Below are 17,835 nucleotides of genomic sequence, written 5' to 3'. Positions count from 1 at the left end.
AACCAATTAATCCAGACACCTATTTCGCTCTCAGGTACGCAAAGGGAATAATCATTTCTTCGAGCGATACCCCACCGTGCTGGAAGGTATTCCGATAATGATTCACGTAATAGTTGTAATTATTGGGGTACGCAAAAAAGTAATCCTCCAGCGTGAAAACATAGGCCGTTGATACGTGAGGCTTCGGTAGGAATAAACGTTCGGGCTTACGGCCGACAAACAGGTGGTCTTCATCAAAACCAAGATTTTTGCCCTGCTTGTAGCGTAAGTTTGTATTCGTTTCGCGGTAGCCCACAATTTTAGCCGGTTTTTGTACCCGAATCATGCCGTGGTCAGTGGTCACGATGAGTCGCCCGCCTTTGGCCGCAATCCTTTGGACAAACTCCAGCAATGGCGAGTGCAGGAACCACGAACGGGTGATTGACCGATAGGCCGATTCGTCGGGAGCCAGTTCCTTGATCATGGCCATATCGGTGCGGGCATGCGAGAGCATATCCACGAAGTTGTAGACGACTACATTCAACTGGTTCTGAAACAAGTTATTGAAGTTATCGACTAGTGCCTTTCCCTGGTTCACATTCAAAATCTTGTTGTACGACATCTTGAGGTTCAGGCGACTCTGGTCGAGCTGCCGACGGAGAAACTCTTCTTCGTGGTTGTTCAGCCCTTCATCTTCACTGTCGTCGTTTACCCAAAGGTCGGGGTGTTTGCGCTCCATCTCGCTAGGCATCATGCCTGAGAAAATGGCATTACGGGCAAAGCCGGTGGTTGTCGGCAAAATCGAATAATAGGAGGATTCTTCTTCCAGCGTAAAGTATTCACCCAGTATCGGTTCGATCACTTTCCACTGATCGTAGCGGAGGTTATCGATCAGGATAAAAAACAAAGGGGGCTGACTTCCACCCTGATTCAACAGCGGAAACACCTTTTTTCGCATTAATTGATGCGACATGACGGGACTGCTCATTTTCGGATCATTGAGCCAGTCTTCATAATTATCCATCACAAACTTGCAGAATTCAGCATTGGCCTCACTTTTCTGCATGTTCATCACTTCCGACATACTCCGGTCCTGCGAGCTATCCAACTCTAGTTCCCAGTAAATCAACTTCTTATAGACATCGGCCCATTCCTCAAAATCCATCCGGTCGTTGTACTGCATGGATATATTCCGAAAATCCTGCTGATACCCAATGTTTGTTCGTTCGGTAACGAGCCGCTTGTTATCCAGGATTTTTTTAACCGACAGCAGAATCTGATTGGGGTTGAGCGGCTTTATGAGGTAATCGGCAATTTTCGAACCGATGGCTTCTTCCATGATATGCTCCTCCTCACTCTTCGTAATCATCACGACGGGCAGATTAGGACGCATTTGTTTGATTTGCGAAAGGGTTTCCAGACCAGTCATCCCTGGCATCATTTCGTCAAGGAATACGACATCGTAGTTATTATGTTCTACTTCGTCCAGTGCGTCTGCACCACTATTTACGGAGGTAACGTCATAGCCCTTGTTTTTCAAAAACAGGATATGGGGTTTCAGCAAATCAATTTCATCGTCGGCCCAAAGTATCGTGTAATTTTGCATGTGTTCAACTGGTGGTTTATTCGTATGGATTCCGTTCTGTTCTTTACATTATCAGAAACGAAACTGTATCATTTAGTTTAACTGGAAACGTCCAGTTGTGTTTTACCGGTTCATAATTAAGGTTTTTTAAGAAAAAGGCATACTACTGTCTGTCCGACGGCCGAACAGCCGATTTGTCACTGCGTATAACGGACATCAAGTAACGTTAAAACACACGCATCGGCCGCGTTTTCGACATTTTATGATCACTATTTATAGAAATCATTTCGGCATAGACCAATGGTCTATTAGGCTTTCTGAAAATATTCATAAAAATCAGCCATTACCTTTTCCCTGGTTCAGTATCTAATTCATTGCGATTGTCTTACTGTAAGGTAAGCACAGTTACGGTGAATACACAAACGCCCGGTCAGTTGAATCGGGCGTTTTTATTTGCGCGCAACCCTAATTTGATAGAGTACCTAAGCAGAATTAACAGATTAATCTTTATGGAAAGGCCAGGTTAAAGCCAATATGTCGGAGAACAGGGTCTATTCTCTAACGCCGATCACCACTCGAAACATATAATTTTGAACTTGTTTAAACTTTCCCACCTTCGATATAAGAAGATCGATTTTTGTCATTCCGACCGGAGGGAGGAATCTCAAGCTTGACTAATAAACGACGTTGAGATTCCTCCCTCCGGTCGGAATGACAAAAAAGAGTCTTACATTTTCTACAAAGGGAAGTTTAAACAGCCTCTTTATTAAATTCTGATTATAATCGACTGGAACACAAAACCTTTCCCTCAATAGTCTGTACCTGTACATAGAGGAATAGTTTCGTGTGATTATAGTAAATGAAGCGTAAGCCCGGAATCAATCTCGAATCCGGGCTTATTTTTTGTCAGGCCATTCAGAAGGAGAGTCAAGAGCTGCATCTAAAAAAATTATCCCAACTGAAATGGACGAAATAAGTACAGTGTAAACTAAGTTTTATAGTATTTTTCTGTCATTCCGACGAAGGAGGAATCTTCGGATCAGTACAGTCGTTTCTCCCTTATCCGAAGATTCCTCCTTCGTCGGAATGACAGAAAACTTAAATTACAGTCTAATAAGCTTCAGAAAGAAATCTGCAGGGTTGGTAAGAAATAGTAAATATTCATATATCATTGGCAGCAATCTTGCGCCGTTTAAAACATATTCTTTATCCAGCGTTTTTACCCTTGATGAAATCAGAATAGACTACGTTAGCTCGGTGTAGTCTATTTTTTATGCGCAAAAAACCAATGAGTATTCACTTCCGAAAACGATAGAACCTTCCCGAATAGATGGACCCATCTATTCGGGAAGGTTCTATCGTTTTCGGTCTACTTCGTCCGGGATATGACCAGAATCTGCGTATGATTATTGGCACTGATTACTACGTTACTTGGAACTGTGGTAATGCTGACAGGAATCGCGTAGGGGCCACCGGTAGCAGGTACCTGCGTCCCTACCAAATTGACATTAACCGTCGCAATACGCTGACCAGCCGCCACCGTCACTGCCGGATTTGTCAATTGATAAGCCGTTGTGGGTAGCAGGGTATACGATGTTTTATTGGCTGTATTATAAGCAGTCAAGGCCGCCTGATCAATGGCTACGGTAATCGGCAAATCCTGCGTAGGCGGATTAGGTGAGGCAATGTTGACATCAACGGGGGCAACGGTCGAGGCACTACTGGCTGATACCGATACCGTTTTCAGGATGCTCCGGTTAGCCGCGTAGGGAATTTCGGCTACATAGCCCGATCCGGCAAAGTCAACGAAATGTTCGTCATCGTTCAGGCACGAAGTCAGACCGAGCGTAACGCTTACTGCCACGAATATGTTAAATACCTTGTTCATAGTTATGATTAAGTTGAAAGCCCGTTGCAACGCTTTACGGCAACGGGCTATTTCGTTATTTCATCCAGAAAATCTTGCTATTAAACTGACTGATCGTCCCCAGCGTAGCCACATTGGAGGCATTGTTGCTATACTCGGTGGTGGGATAAAGCAGTCGAACCGGAATCTGGCGAACGGTGGTGCTGGGGTCCTGCGAAATGGGCACGTTGGTAGGTAAGCCCAACCGACGATAATCCGACCAGGCTTCGAAAGGTGCCGTTCCGTTTTCTGACGCCCATTTCTGGGTGATGATGGCTTCGATTTTATTTGGTGAAGCCTCCCAATTCACATCATTCACTCCCGTTTGCGAATAGTAAGCTGTCGCTTCAGCGGCTGTCCGGCCAACATTAATGAACGACTCAGTAATAGCCGATTGATACAATGTTTTAGGATCGCCGGTGATCCAGCCCCGTTGAGCCGCTTCAGCCTGCATAAACAGACTTTCGTGTGATTGCAGAATGGGCGACGACTGACCAACGTTTTTCAATACCCCCGGCCCTATATCCGACACCTGACTGTTGACCAACGGATCAATCGTACCGAAATAAGTCCCGTTAAACGTATTGGCCGTTCCGGCAACGGGTCGATAGTACGCACCCAGTCGTGGATCATTCGTCTGTTTATAGAACGTAATTCCATAAAGGTTACCCTTCAACTGGTTGTTGAGCGTAGTCGGGTTTCCATTGATGGCATAAAATGCCCCATAGAGCGGGCTCTGCTGATTCTGGGAATTAGTATAACCTGGATTCACACTCGCATTTTCGCCCGGCCCCAGAAACCCATAGCCTGATGCTTTAATGGTTGCCAACTGAGTCTGAATGAACGACGCCCGGTCGGCCCGCTCCGACTGCCGCAACAGCATCCGTAGCTTAAGCGTATTACCGAATTTGAGCCATTTACTGATATCCCCTCCGAACATGATGTCGTTGGTACCCGGATTCACCGTTCCAGTCCCGCTGTTCAGCAACACCATCGCCGTATCGATCTGCCGGAACAGGTCTTCATAAATAGCCTGACCGCTCTGGTAGGTCGGCAGAATATTGGAAGTTCCCTGCAAAGCTGAGGTATAGGGCACATCGCCATACGTATCGACCAGTAACTGAAAATGCAGCGCTTTCATGATCTTGGCCATCCCGCGCAGAATCGGCTCATTCAGCGTAGCACCCTGAACATCAATGTAGTTGTAGTTCTTCAGATTCAGGTAAGCGCTGGACCAGATGCTGTTGTTGAACGATTGGGTAAACTGGTAGTTTTTGTCCGAAGTGGCAATGGAGTAGTTACCACTCCAGTTCCAGTAGCCCATCCAAAGATTCAAAAAATAGAAGCTACCGGTATTTCCACCGGGTGCGTTACCGGTCAGGTACCAGCCTGTAGCCGCCAGCGCGTCGGGCAGCACCAGCTCGGGCGTGGCGGCCGTAACCTGGTTCGGGTTGTTATTTACCTCCAGGTAGTCTTTACAGCCCACCACAATGATGGACAGGCCAATCAGAAGGCCCATCAGGAGTTGCTTTATCGATTTCATAGTTGTTTGCTGAGACAGGGATTAAAAACCAAAACTGAACCGGAACCCATAGAACCGCGTGGGGGGTGTCTGATACTCCGTCGTTGTGCCCACGGCATTGCTGGTGTCATTGGCGTTGCTGCCTCCCGAAAATTCAGGGTCGGTAAACACGTTGGTTTTGGGGCGCAGCATGATCAGGTTACGGCCCGTAACGGCCACATTCAACGACTTGATGAAGCGGGTATAATTCAGGATTTTGGCTGGAATGTTGTAGCTCAGGACTACCTCACGCAGTTTCCAGAAATCGGCGCTGGTCACGTAACTATAGCCTGCGTTGTGATAACCCGAATTTGTCCAGAACACCAGATTACCATCTTTGGTCGTCACGTTGGTATTGTTGGCATATTGCGGTTTATTATCTGAAGTTTGCCCGGTTACGATGACTGAATTAGGGAACACAAAATTCTGCCGCCCCGCATAGGTTGACCGAATGCCTGCCCCTGTAAATTCGAGCGCATTGCCAATAGCATTGTAGATGACAGCCCCACCCCGATACTCGACCACGGCCGACAGGGTAATTCCTTTGTATTTAAAGGTATTGGTCAACCCAAACCGGTATTTAGGCTGGGTAGTACCGGCATAGCGAAGCGTTGGGTCCAGAATGGGGTAACCTGTAGCATCAACGATGGCCCGACCGGCAAACTGACCCGTCGGATCATAGTTGGCTCCGTTTGGGTCGGTCGTTTGAACGCGTTGAATATCACTCACAAACAAAGCCGGATAAGCGAAGCCTTTGGCCGCAAACACGTTCGATGCTGTAGGTGTCAGGGTTGGCCGGTAGGGGTCGGTGCCATACGGAATATTGATCCGGGCCAGATCTTGATACACATCCGTAACCAGGCTTTCGAGGTAGGTAAAGTTGGCGTTCAGATCCCAGGTGAAGTTTCCCGCGTTGACCAGTGGGCGGATAGTTCGTATATCCAGCTCAATACCCTTATTTTTCATGCTGCCCGTATTGACCAGCGCCGACGAATACCCTGTTGCCCGCGACACATCGATGGGTACGGTCTGGTTGGTAGTCAGGGTATTGTAGTAAACGGCTTCGAGGTTGAAGCGGTCAAACAGGCCAATTTCCAGCCCTACTTCTGCACTATTTGTAAACTCCGGTTTCAGATTGGGGTCGTTTTGTTGGTTACTTTGCTCAAAGCCAGCCTGTGATCCAAATGGGAAACCCGTTCCGGGGTTAAACACGTTCTGGAGTTGGTAGGGCGCTACGTTGACCTGACCCACCCGTGATACACCCCCCCGAATTTTGGCATAACTAATTGCCGAACTGTTCTTCAATGATGGAATAGCTTCTGTCAACACGACCGACGCATCGACACTGGGGTAAAAGAACGAGCGATTGCTTGGAGCCAGCAATGATGTCCAGTCGTTTCGTCCGGTCGCATGAATGAACACAAAATCCTTATAGCCAACCGTCAAATCGCCAAACGCGCCCAGCAGCCGGTTCTGACTGCTATACTCAGCCACGGTAGGGTTACCCAGCCGGTTCGAGATATTATAGGTACCAGGAACCACAAGTGCACCGGCATAATCGTAGGTCGAGCGGCTGTACTCCTGCCGGGTTTGCTGACCCAGAATCAACCGGGTCGTAAAATCGCCAAACTTTGGATTCAGCGTAATCAGCAGGTCGCCGGTGAAGCGGGTCCGAAGCTGGCTGGCATCCTGCACAGTAGCGTTGGTATGTCCCCCCGCCGACGATGCAATGTTTCCTGCTTCCCAGGGGTCGCCCGTGGCATACTCCGAGAAGCTCACATCGGCTATATGGGCTTTTAGTTGGGAGTTATACACCTGCCCGCCAAGGCGATACAGTACACTCAGCCATTTCGTAACCTGATACGATGCATCGGCCGATCCTTGTATCGTGTATAAGTTCGTGATCCGACGCGAGTTATCGCCCGTTATCTGCCAGTATGGATTTGGGTAGTAGGCATTATAATAGCCATTGACATCGCCATATGGCGAAGTTATGTCGTTTAATGGATAGCTGTTTATGGGCGCATGTGCCTGCTGATTCAGCACATTCCAGTACACGGGTCGGTTCTGGTTAAAGTCGCCATTTTCGGTATTGGTATTCTGATACGAAAACTGAACACCCGCGTTGGTCGTAAACTTATCGACCGACCGGCCACCCCGAACACTAATGTTTGTCCGCTTGTAACGATCATTGGGCACTACACCCGTCTGACTGACATTCTGTAAGCTCAGACCAAAGTAGTTCTGCGTATCGCCTATCCGGTACGACACATCATTCTGTTCCGTAACGCCCGTGTTGAAAAACGCCCGACGCGGGTCCTTGGCAGGTGCCGAATACGGAACCATCAGCGTATCGATCCGTATGTTTCCATTGGCGTCCCGCACCTGTACGCCATAGCCCAGCGGCTGCATAGACCCATCGTAGGGAGTTCCAAACTGCTGATTTTCGTAAGGCACGTAGGTACGGGCGTAATTGCGATCGTAAAACGGAACGCCTTCACCCCCGTTTCCGCCGAACTGGGTTTGCAGGCCGGGCATGTATGAAATGCGCTCAAACTGCGTGTTGTTCGTATAGGTTATCTGTGGTTTGTTGTTTTGTGTACCTCGCTTTGTGGTAATAATGAGCGCGCCATTTGAGGCATCGGAACCATACAGCGCAGCCGCGCTGGGTCCTTTCAGCACCGTCGTATTTTCAATATCGTTCGGGTTGATTGAGGTTAGAAAACCAATATCGGAAATAACCCCATCGACAATAAGCAACGCCTGGTTATTTCCCAGAAAGGATCGATTACCGCGTAAGGTAAGCCGTACTCCGGCACCCACGCCGTTGTTGGTCGTATTGATCTGAAGGCCCGATACTTTCGCTGTCAGGCCATTGGCAACGTTGACCGGAGCGGCCTGGTTAATCTGAGCACTATTGATTCGGGCTACCGATGTACCGATTTCACGCTCCGTCCGCTGAATTCCAAATCCGGTTACGACCACTTCATTGAGCGTTGAAGCATCGGCCACCAGCACCACATTGAGTGTTGTCCGATTCCCAACGGCAACATCCTGCGACTTAAAACCTACAAACGAAAACGTGAGCGTTGAATTAGCCCCCACGCTGACCTGATAGCTCCCGTTAACATCGGTGGTTGTTCCCCGAGTCGTTCCTTTGACAACGACGCTCACGCCTGGCAGACCAGATCCATCATCGGAAGATGTAACCCGCCCGCTTAAGGTAACATCCTGTGCCAGAAGCGGACTCGATCCCAGAAGCACCAATAGTACATACACAATTAGAGCTTTTCTCATAACTGTTGAAGAAGAGGTTAAATGAACGTTAAGAATACCCCAAAAACGCTTTGGGCAATCGGTCACTTTATTATCTATTTAATTTAAAAAAAGTAACCTTGGCCTATTCAACTGCCTGGACTGAAAATGGATTATTAGGAATTGATTAAAAAAAGGGAACGGACCACCATCCACTGTTGAAGGCAACTTGCCTGTTCGTTCCGGCTCAGTAGTGAACTACTTCCCGGTGCCTACGACCGTTTACTCAAAATATTCTCAATATCCGACCGTATACTCAAGTCTTACAGATACTTGTAACACCCCGTTTACTTTCCTTTTTACTTTGTAAACTTTCCATTGATTAGCTGTTAACCTCTAATCTCAATCTCTCTTATCGCCCTCTGATTATGTTACTGAAACGTTACTCTTTACCTTCCATGCTAACCCTATTGATCGTTAGCAGTATTCTGGCCGTTGTTATCAGTTGCCAGGATCACCGGATTCCCAGCCCATCGGGGCTAACTGCTGTACAGGGACCACCTTTCGCTACGGGTCTAAAATCGCCGATTGGCCTTACCGACGATCCCAAGGGGAACCTCTGGGTGACCGAAGCCGGTAGTGGTACGGTCAACAACGGCCAGGTAACGGTCATCACGCCAGCAGGAGCTATGTACCCCGCTATCACCGGTTTTGTTTCGGCAATCAGCCCCGAAAACTCACCAGAAGGACTTAACCACCTACTTTACAAAGACGGCAAACTGTACATCCTGCACGGTGTGGAAGAAAAATTGTACATCGTCGATATTTCGGGCTTTGTTCCTGGTGTGAGTGCTCCAATTCCTGCCAGTTCCCTCACCGGAATTGATATTGGCACCTTTGTTCGTACGGCGCGCCCGAATGCACCCGATGCCCCTGATTCGAACCCGTATAACCTTACGTTTGGCCCCAACGGCGATCTGTTCATAACGGATGCGGGTGGCAATGCTATTATTCGTCGGGATAAAACAACGGGAGCGTTGAGCGTCTTCGCCATTTTCCCGGATACTCCAAACCCCGGCTTCCCGGCTTCACCCGGCCCTCCTACGCTTGACCCTGTGCCAACGGGCATTGTGTTTGATGGCACCAATTTCTTCGTTACTACGCTTATCGGATTCCCGTTCCCTGCCGGACAGGCTAAGATTTATCAGGTTGCTGGCACAGGAACGGCCCCAATAACCCCGTCGGTTTATAAATCAGGCTTTTCGGGTTTAACCGACTTAACGTTCACGCCAGGTGGTAAACTGCTGGTTACGGAGTTTGGCTTTTCAACGACAGGTCGGGTAGCCAGTGGCGAAGATGCGACGAAGACGTTGTTTACACCGGCTATCACACCGGTCGACATATTGCTGAGCACCGCAATCCCCGACACCTACTATGTGCTGTATTATGGTCCAGGCATCATTGTAAAAATGACAGCCAACTGATCTGTCAGCCTAGCTACTTAACCGATAAGCCTGCTACCAGCTAAAGTGGCAGGCTTATTGTTTTAAATAGCTATCAATTGCCGCCCTATACCTGTTTATTAGAAGTGCCTTGGAGGGCTTGTCTACAGCGACTATTTAACCTAATCTTCAACTTTGTAGCTCATTTCTGGTAAATTCAGACGTACATTTACCTATATTTCACCAAATAAACCGTTTATATAGCGGATTGCCGGTTGCTTTTTGGCTGCGTATAAACCCATGAAAACGATTTCGTTCTGTTCCGCTCTGCTCGTTCTGGGTGGATTTAGTTACCTGCACCTTCCATCGGCTCAGGCCAATACGACTGCCCTCTCCCACACTCTGGTCATTGATTCGCTTCGTATCGAGAAAAAAGACGGAAAGCGGTTTATCGTGCACCGTGTAGATGAAGGGCAAACCCTTTTTGCCATTTCCCGGAAATACAAACGATCGGTGGCAGACATCAAAGCGGCCAATCCCGATATGAAAGATGCCGTTCGCTACGACCAGCTCATTCTGATTCCAATTGCTGACGGTGCGCTGAGCCGGAAAGAAGAAAAGGCTATCAATAAGGCTATCCGCAAGCAGGAAAAAGAAGCGAAGCGCGAAGCGCGTGAACAAGAAAAGGAAGCCCAGAAAACGGAAGACGTGAAACCCGTTGCTAAAGCGGAAAAAGCTCTTGAAAAAGAAGCTAAAAAAGCTGACGACCCAGCTTCGGGCATTCATGTTGTCGAAACAGGACAAACGCTGTATAGTCTGGCCAATCGGTACGGTGTCTCACAGGCAGATATTCGCAAATGGAATAATCTGTCGGGCAATAACGTACTCATTGGGCAGGCATTGATTGTTTCGGAAAAAGCTTATCTGGCCCGTACACCTTCCAATTCGGTAGCCACCACAACAAAAACGACCAGTGCTCCTTCCCGCCCGGCTCAATCGCATCCGGTCGATAGCAATACCAACGAACCCCGCGCCCACGAGACTCGCCCTACTCCCCGTACGGAGCCTAAGTCGCCCCCCAAGAGCGAAGAGGACCTACCTGCCCACCCGTCGGGAACCAGTCCATCAAAGCCCTCCGAACCCGAACCAGAGCCCCCACGCCCCGGCAATGACGCGCCCATGCCAACTCAGGGACGGCGACTATCGGCCAGTGGTGTTGCCGAAATGATCGAAGGTACCGACGGTTCTGGCAAGTACCTGGCCCTACACCGCACAGCACCAATAGGTACGCTGGTACAGGTCCGCAATGAGTTTAACAATCAGAGCTTATGGGTAAAAGTAATTGGACGGCTACCCAACACGGGTATCAACGATAAGATCCTGATTAAGTTATCAAGTCAGGCGTTTGCGAAACTTTCGCCCGAGGATCGGCGTTTTCGAGCAGAGGTAAGTTATATTGTGAGATAAGTAGTGTATGGAGACTAAAGAAGAACGGATTGCCCGTAGGCATCGGGAGCGGGATGAGGAAATGAAATCCTCACCGGGTTATGTTACGTTCAGCATTATGTTTACCCTGGCCTATCCGTTTATTGCCGTCTTTACCTTTATGATGTCTACCCTCTTGGCAATCTTTTCAGGCATTTCGCGCGCATTAGCCTGGGTTGTCAGCGGTGGAAAAAGTAAATAATGCTAGTCAATACAGAATCAGAGACCCGTTTTTCGTCTATAAAGGATTTTTTAGATGCGAAGGCCGATCAATACAATCGGCCTTCGTTCATTGAACGCGACCCCGTTAGCATACCCCATCGGTTCAGTCAGAAGCAGGACATTGAAATCATGGGCTTCTGGGCGGCCGTGCTGGCCTGGGGGCAACGACCGGTAATTCTGAGAAAATCAGCTGAACTGGTCGAACTCATGGATGGCGCTCCCTACGATTTCATCCGTAATCATCAGGAAAGCGACCTAAAGCGTTTTCTTGCGTTCAAACATCGTACGTTCAACGCTACCGATGCGCTGTATTTTCTCCACTTTTTCCGCCAGTATTATCAGCAACATGATTCACTGGAGGAGGCCTTTCTACCAGATACAGCTAGCTTGTCGGGGCCAGGTCAAACCGTCGAAGCAGGTCTCATTGCGTTTCATGATCGATTTTGTGGTCTCACAGATTTCTTTCCTGAGCGCACTCGTAAGCACATTGCCACACCAGCCCGGAATTCATCCTGTAAGCGCCTGCTGATGTTTTTGCGCTGGATGGTTCGTCACGACGACCGGGGGGTTGACTTTGGCTTGTGGACTCGCATTCGTCCCGATCAGCTAGTGATTCCCATTGATGTCCATGTCAACCGGGTAGCGCGTCAGATAGGTCTGCTTACCCGCCGGAATGCCGTACCACCCCAACCCGATTGGAAAGCTGCTTTGGAACTGACCGAAACACTCCGCCAATTCGACGCATCGGACCCCGTTCGCTATGATTTTGCCCTGTTTGGACTGGGTGTCGAGGGCGAAATGTAAACCGTGTGGCCACAACATCTACCTTTACACAATCCATCACTTTTAAGAGGGATTAAAAAAGGTTAATAAATAAACAAACATTGGCCTAAACGGATTACCAAAATACCAACTGTCAAACGCATAGGATGCCTTTTCAGATTACTACCCAACCATTCGGCCCTCTACCGACGGGCAGTACCCCTCTCACCGAATACCTGCTCGAACATACTGAAACAGGGGAATTCATTTCGGTGATTCCAGAATTTGGAGCAGTTCTGCGTCGATTAGTACTTCGTAAAGGCCGTAATCTGTTTGCCCTGATCCAGGCTCCCGAATCCCCTCAGGCCCTGCTGGCCGACGAAAGTTATGCCAGCGCATTTCTTTATCCGTTTGTCAGTCGGATCAGGCATGGCGTTTACCGGTTCGATGGAGCTGACTATGCCGTAAAAATGAACGAAGTGCATCGCGACAATGCCATTCATGGCTTTGTTCATGGACGCCCGTTTACAGTTGTTAGCCAGGAGGCCACCTCAACGCATGCTCAGCTAGTACTCCGTTACTCGTACCCGGGCGATACGTTCGGTTATCCGTTTCCCTTTGCGCTAACCATTGCTTACGAATTAACGCAGGCTAATTTGCTCACTCATGGCAGCAACCCAGACAAAGACCGGATGTGTGCCCTGAAGATCAGCTATACAGCCCAAAATACAGGCACAACGCGAGCCCCTGCTGCCTTTGGCTGGCACCCTTATTTTACATTTACTGAAGACATCGAGCGGACGGCTGAGTTTGTCGACGGAATGACCCTATCGTTGCCAGGTCGGACTGCCATCGTGCTCGACGATCACATGATACCGGTCAGCCACTATCCGTTTCAGCCTGCCGAAGTGATTGACCTCTACAAGCGCCAGTTGGATACTCCTTTCCTGATTGAGCCAACCAGCCTCCCCACCGACAGCGAATCCTTTGCTGAAACTATTTTAACTTCTGGTGAAACCGGTGCCCGCTTAATTGTAGGTCAACAAACCGGTGAGGGTAAACTAAATTACTTGGTCTGCTATACTCCACCCCGACGCGACAGTATTGCGATTGAGCCTCAAACGGCCAATGTAAACGCTTTCAACAACGGCGAAGGGCTAGCGGTTCTGGCTCCCGGCGACACCCTCTCCGGCACCATCTGGGTGCGGCTGGATTAGAGGAAGTGGTTGGTTCAGCAGTCTCCAGCCATCTTTTCCCATATCGAAAACCCTTTAAGTTCTTGCGCACGTAGGTCTATAAACGTAATACAAATACCTATAATCTGGTAGTTAAACAGACAATCATAATCAGGGAATCAGTGCATCGTATATAGCGATGCGCTTATTATCTGGCATTCTCTACGTTAACGTAACGGTTGTAGAATTTTCAACAATGAATAGCCATCGGCATAACCAATATTTTCAATCCTCCACCCTTTTGGCTCCTGTATTAATGAAAATACAACCTTCTGTTTTTGACCGAAATTCTCGAAGGTAACAGGCACTGTCGCTTTGGTGCCTTGAACTCTGGCTGGCTGAATTACAAACTTTTTAATCTCCATATCCTGCGCATTGTAAAGTGGGTCGCCATCTATTGCTCCCACTTCGTCTTTTGGCCCATGAGCATCTTTCCAAATCAGATCGGCAAGTTTTTTTGTAAAATACGTATCCAGCAACGCTCGATTTTTTGTCTGAAAGAATGGGCTTTGTTTCGCATGTTGCTGGTACAAATTGGCCACAACCTTATCTGGCGAAAGCACTGGATTCTGACTTAAACAGGGGCTAAACAAATTGATTGTCAGGATCAGGAGAATAAGTTGTTTCATACTGTCTACTAATAGCGAGCGGGCATAGTCTTTAGATCAACTACTTCTAAATTAAGCAAATTTAGTATAACATACCTCCAGACTTCATAAACTCAAGCTACTATCCGGTCTGTTTGCCGAAAAAGTATTCCTGACCAAATCACAAAGACGAGCGAAAGTAAAACCTGCCCCCACCCAATTGCTTTTTCAACACCGTTCAAAACAGCCATCGTGTGAACGAGGACAAGGGCCAGATTTGACAACAAGATAGATAAAAGCATTACTTTTCCGCCAGATGAGGAGCCATCGTTGCGTATATACCAGCACGCTATGGCATATGCTATTAGGTGAGTACCATACAGTTGCGCTACCAGTTTAATCCCATCATTCATCCAGGTGGGTTCTGTCAGGTATTGCCCTGCCATAAATTCAGGGGCAAAAGTAAGTCCCAGCCCGAAAAGCAAAACGACGACAGCTATGAATGTAAATAGATTCTTGGCATTCATTGTAGATATGTTTAGGAGTTCCGAATAATAATTCTTTGAATCAACCTGCCCAGCAGGGGTTGCTAAAAAGCCAAACTGTCAAACTCAGCCAAGCGAGACGATTGCCCTATCAGCTGAAACGTAAAATACACGCCAAAGCCGCTCTGTCACGGGATGGCGAGACTGCTACTTATAGCATGAAATTTACTATATTGAAAGACTGCTGAGTAGGGTATTTTTCCCGTATTTTATAGATTAACCTGTCCAACAACGACTTGCACCTTCACACATCAGCTTTCGTTAAGCGGCCCGCTTTCCTACGAGACAAGATTTCTGTCAGTACACGCATCCGCTTTAGGGACCCACGCCAAGTCTTTGTCGGGCTTCCTGCCGGAGCATTTCTTGTGTCGCAAGGGACCTGCCGAAGCCACTTTCAAAGCCTGTCTGTGGAGGAACATGCGCTTGCCGACCGAAACCCGAATAACGTGCTTTAAACCGCTCCTTTACTCACCGCAAGATACATGCCTTGACTTTTTCAGTCTTGTCTTTTAGGGCTACCTTGAACTACCCAACCACTTTCCTGTCCGAGGTAAGTAGGGCCGCAGAGCTAACCATAAACACACAAAACCAAGCAATCCGAGAGTACCCGTAAACTTGTACTATCCCCCGCGAATGCCCCCGTAGAGCTGATAAACACTCCACCCAACTGAACAAATTGAGAGAGCCGTCCCACGTCCGGCCCCACGCATATCAAGCGGTGGCACTCAGGTACGTTACTCTATCGATCATGAATTGACTGCCCAAGTACAAAACTTTTTTAGGGCAAGACAACCTGTCAAACCAAAGCGTTTCCTCTTCGTTTGTTTATACCCAATCGCCTAATTTCACCACTTTCGGCACATTACACTTATATAATAATAGGCGATTTTTAGCAATTCTACAGCATGAATTAGTGTAGATGTGTAAGCAAAAATTGATCCCATGAATCAACTTCCGACTTTGGAATCCCTGTATGTCCACCAGAATTAATGTGCATAGATTTCTCGCGACTTCCAAATGCATCAAAGAGTGCCAATCCATAATTTCGATCACGAATTGAATCGTCCCACTGGAACACAAATCGGAGAGGTATAGTAATTTTTTGGGCGGCCAATCCTAAACTGATATGATTCGGATGTAAATGAGCAAGCCCCAATATTGCGCAACAGAACCGCTTATCGGTTGCAAGTAAAGGGATTCCGATACTGCTTCCTTGGGAAACGCCACAATAAGCTACCGGAGCATGCATTCCAATCAGGTTTGACTCCAAAACAAGGTCTAACGCTGCCTGCCATTCTGGGACGGCCTGTGTTGTGAGATCATCCAGGTACTTGATTTTTTCTTCTATGCTCATAGACGGTACAATTGGCTTGCCTTGGAGCCGGGCCAAAGTACTAGCCCGTGCAAATTCAGCTTCTTCGGGTCCTATGCGGTTACCATGTTTCGGAGCATCAATTGCCAGAGTCGCCCAACCAAAATCTTTTGCATAGCGTATGGCTCGTGTACGGATATTCGCACTTTTTTTATGCTGAGAGCCCCCATGCCCCATAGCAATAAGTGCTGATGAATCTGTGCTTCGCTCAGGTGTCCAGAGAACACTTGGAACTGTTTCACCCGCTACACAAATGTCAAAATCATGCTGAACAACTCCGACCTCTATTTCCTCAATATTTTTGAACTCCATAGTACTAGCTTATAGTCTATCCAATGTCGCATAACGTTTGGGCTTGCTGCTTTTGGGGAGCAACAAACGTCACCCTATCGGTCGAAACACATTGTATAGCGTTCTGCCCGCGGTTGATTGACCGGTCCAACCAGACATGAAACTAGCGTTGACGGACTGTCTAACAGACTTAGTTGAGCGTTTTCTCTATTGTTAAGAGTCTGACTTAGCAGCTCAACCTAACCGGGGCGTCTGCCATGTCAACCGGAAGTTGGCATACGAACCCAAAGCGATCCTATTGAAACGGGCAGCCTGTCGCCCGAAACCGCTCAACGAACATAAGCCGCCTTGTTTATAGGAAGTGCAAGTTGTCGCACACAACCCGGAAATAGAAGCCTAAAAGTCCGCCTGTCGCCCACAAACCCACCACTACGTTACGGCCTGTTCCATCCACCCAACGCCAACAGGGGTTGATGGATGATAACGCTACGTACCTGAACAACAAGGATTTCCAACCTTTACACCCCTGTTTGGTTGGGCTGCAAAGTTTCCCTCGGGACGTGCTCCCTGTCGCAAGACAGCTTGCCCATAGTGCAACTAACCAACTCTGTTAACCGATGCTAGCTCAAGCCAACAACCAAAATCGCTAACCACTCCAATAGTTACTATAATGACCAGCAAAATCCAAAAATTCAAGAGGTTCGTCAATCTTGTTTTTTGCCTTATAGGAATCAATCTCAGAAGAATACTTCAAAAACGCTACCTCATCCGTTTGTAAATCCCAAACTATTACCTCACCGCGTTGTTCCCAGGTGTCTCTTGGGGCTTTGGCAAACAGAAAACTGTCTGTGACTGCATACTTTTTAATCTCTAACATTTCGTGGTCATAGCCACTAGGAGTGATGTAAGTCTGAGCGCCGTTAATCTGGCCTACAGATTTACCGTGTCCAATCGGAATTCTTGCGTTATCCCCTAAACCGTGGTCACCCCAATACGAAAACAGATTAACAAAAAGAAAGAGAGAAACAATCAGCCCACTTCTCAACCAGAGCTTCGCCTTCGGAACTCTTCCAAACCAACTGTCAGGGTTAATTTTCCCAGTCAGATAGACTGTTAACCACACGACTGTCGCATACAGGGATGCGAGAATAGCGATTTTAAATAGAGTAAAAATAAAGTGGAACAGAACATCCATCAATGCTTCATTTACAGTATGACTCCCCTCACAAGGGGCTGATGTCAACGACTAACTTCTGTTTCCTTTGTCACACGTAGTTGGCAGACGAACCTCAAAGCTGCCCCGCCAGGTCGCTTCTCATGTCGAACGCAACGTGGCGAACACACTTTTTGGTTAACCCAATTGGGGTGTTTCTTGTGTCGACCAAAGCCACCCAACTAGCCTAAAACTGACTGCTGAGACGGCCCCTTTGTCGCACGCGACACGGCCACTATGTTATTAGCTGTTTGCTCCACCCAACGCCCATACCTTCGCCTTTAGGTTTTGTTATTAAAAAAAGTGCAACTTCGGCAAAGCCATTGGTGAGTAGAAAAAGCGCGAACCCAACACAAATGCGTTCTGCTGGAACGACATAGCTTGTGTGGCTTGGC

The 17,835-nt window shown here is 47.9% G+C and carries 13 protein-coding genes; 5 read left to right on the top strand and 8 right to left on the bottom strand.

What is annotated here, in order from left to right:
* Positions 1-19 precede the first annotated feature (19 nt).
* The 4 genes from porX to ACYVFD_RS00050 form a co-directional block, all read right to left on the bottom strand.
* Positions 20-1,585, bottom strand: coding sequence for a T9SS response regulator signal transducer PorX (gene porX, locus ACYVFD_RS00065; RefSeq protein WP_461087272.1), 1,566 nt, complete (start codon positions 1,583-1,585; stop codon positions 20-22).
* A 1,348-nt stretch (positions 1,586-2,933) separates the two neighbouring features.
* Positions 2,934-3,452 (bottom strand): DUF1735 domain-containing protein, encoded by a 519-nt coding sequence (locus ACYVFD_RS00060; protein ID WP_461087270.1) that lies wholly within the window; start codon positions 3,450-3,452, stop codon positions 2,934-2,936.
* Between the two features lie 55 nt (positions 3,453-3,507).
* On the bottom strand, positions 3,508-5,013 hold the full coding sequence (locus tag ACYVFD_RS00055; protein ID WP_461087268.1) for a SusD/RagB family nutrient-binding outer membrane lipoprotein: 1,506 nt from the start codon (positions 5,011-5,013) through the stop codon (positions 3,508-3,510).
* A 21-nt stretch (positions 5,014-5,034) separates the two neighbouring features.
* Positions 5,035-8,328, bottom strand: coding sequence for a SusC/RagA family TonB-linked outer membrane protein (locus ACYVFD_RS00050; protein WP_461087266.1), 3,294 nt, complete (start codon positions 8,326-8,328; stop codon positions 5,035-5,037).
* A gap of 416 nt (positions 8,329-8,744) precedes the next feature.
* Between ACYVFD_RS00050 and ACYVFD_RS00045 the strand changes: the two genes are divergently transcribed.
* From ACYVFD_RS00045 to ACYVFD_RS00025, 5 genes are all read left to right on the top strand, one after another.
* The gene (locus ACYVFD_RS00045; RefSeq protein WP_461087264.1) at positions 8,745-9,770 is read left to right on the top strand and encodes a ScyD/ScyE family protein; all 1,026 of its coding nucleotides are present in this window, start codon (positions 8,745-8,747) and stop codon (positions 9,768-9,770) included.
* Positions 9,771-10,028: 258 nt separating this feature from the next.
* Positions 10,029-11,195 (top strand): LysM peptidoglycan-binding domain-containing protein, encoded by a 1,167-nt coding sequence (locus tag ACYVFD_RS00040; protein ID WP_461087262.1) that lies wholly within the window; start codon positions 10,029-10,031, stop codon positions 11,193-11,195.
* 7 nt (positions 11,196-11,202) lie between these two features.
* Positions 11,203-11,415 carry a hypothetical protein gene (locus ACYVFD_RS00035; protein ID WP_461087260.1) on the top strand — a complete coding sequence of 71 codons (213 nt, stop codon included), beginning with the start codon at positions 11,203-11,205 and terminating at the stop codon, positions 11,413-11,415.
* Complete coding sequence (locus tag ACYVFD_RS00030; RefSeq protein WP_461087258.1) at positions 11,415-12,239, top strand: TIGR02757 family protein; 825 nt, start codon at positions 11,415-11,417, stop codon at positions 12,237-12,239. The genes ACYVFD_RS00035 and ACYVFD_RS00030 overlap by 1 nt, the downstream gene beginning before the upstream one ends.
* 125 nt (positions 12,240-12,364) lie before the next feature.
* Positions 12,365-13,414 (top strand): aldose epimerase family protein, encoded by a 1,050-nt coding sequence (locus ACYVFD_RS00025; protein ID WP_461087256.1) that lies wholly within the window; start codon positions 12,365-12,367, stop codon positions 13,412-13,414.
* A 185-nt stretch (positions 13,415-13,599) separates the two neighbouring features.
* Here the strand turns inward: ACYVFD_RS00025 and ACYVFD_RS00020 are convergent, their stop codons facing one another.
* From ACYVFD_RS00020 to ACYVFD_RS00005, 4 genes are all read right to left on the bottom strand, one after another.
* The gene (locus tag ACYVFD_RS00020) at positions 13,600-14,061 is read right to left on the bottom strand and encodes a DUF3828 domain-containing protein (protein ID WP_461087254.1); all 462 of its coding nucleotides are present in this window, start codon (positions 14,059-14,061) and stop codon (positions 13,600-13,602) included.
* A 92-nt stretch (positions 14,062-14,153) separates the two neighbouring features.
* The gene (locus ACYVFD_RS00015; protein WP_461087252.1) at positions 14,154-14,546 is read right to left on the bottom strand and encodes a hypothetical protein; all 393 of its coding nucleotides are present in this window, start codon (positions 14,544-14,546) and stop codon (positions 14,154-14,156) included.
* A 928-nt stretch (positions 14,547-15,474) separates the two neighbouring features.
* Entirely contained in the window at positions 15,475-16,248 is a 774-nt protein-coding gene (locus tag ACYVFD_RS00010; protein ID WP_461087250.1) for an alpha/beta hydrolase family protein, read from the bottom strand.
* Between the two features lie 625 nt (positions 16,249-16,873).
* Complete coding sequence (locus tag ACYVFD_RS00005) at positions 16,874-17,422, bottom strand: hypothetical protein (protein ID WP_461087248.1); 549 nt, start codon at positions 17,420-17,422, stop codon at positions 16,874-16,876.
* Positions 17,423-17,835: the final 413 nt, after the last annotated feature.

Source organism: Spirosoma gilvum, from assembly GCF_054776815.1.
The sequence above is the reverse complement of the archived record's forward strand: the minus strand, read 5'-3'. Positions and strand labels throughout refer to the sequence as shown.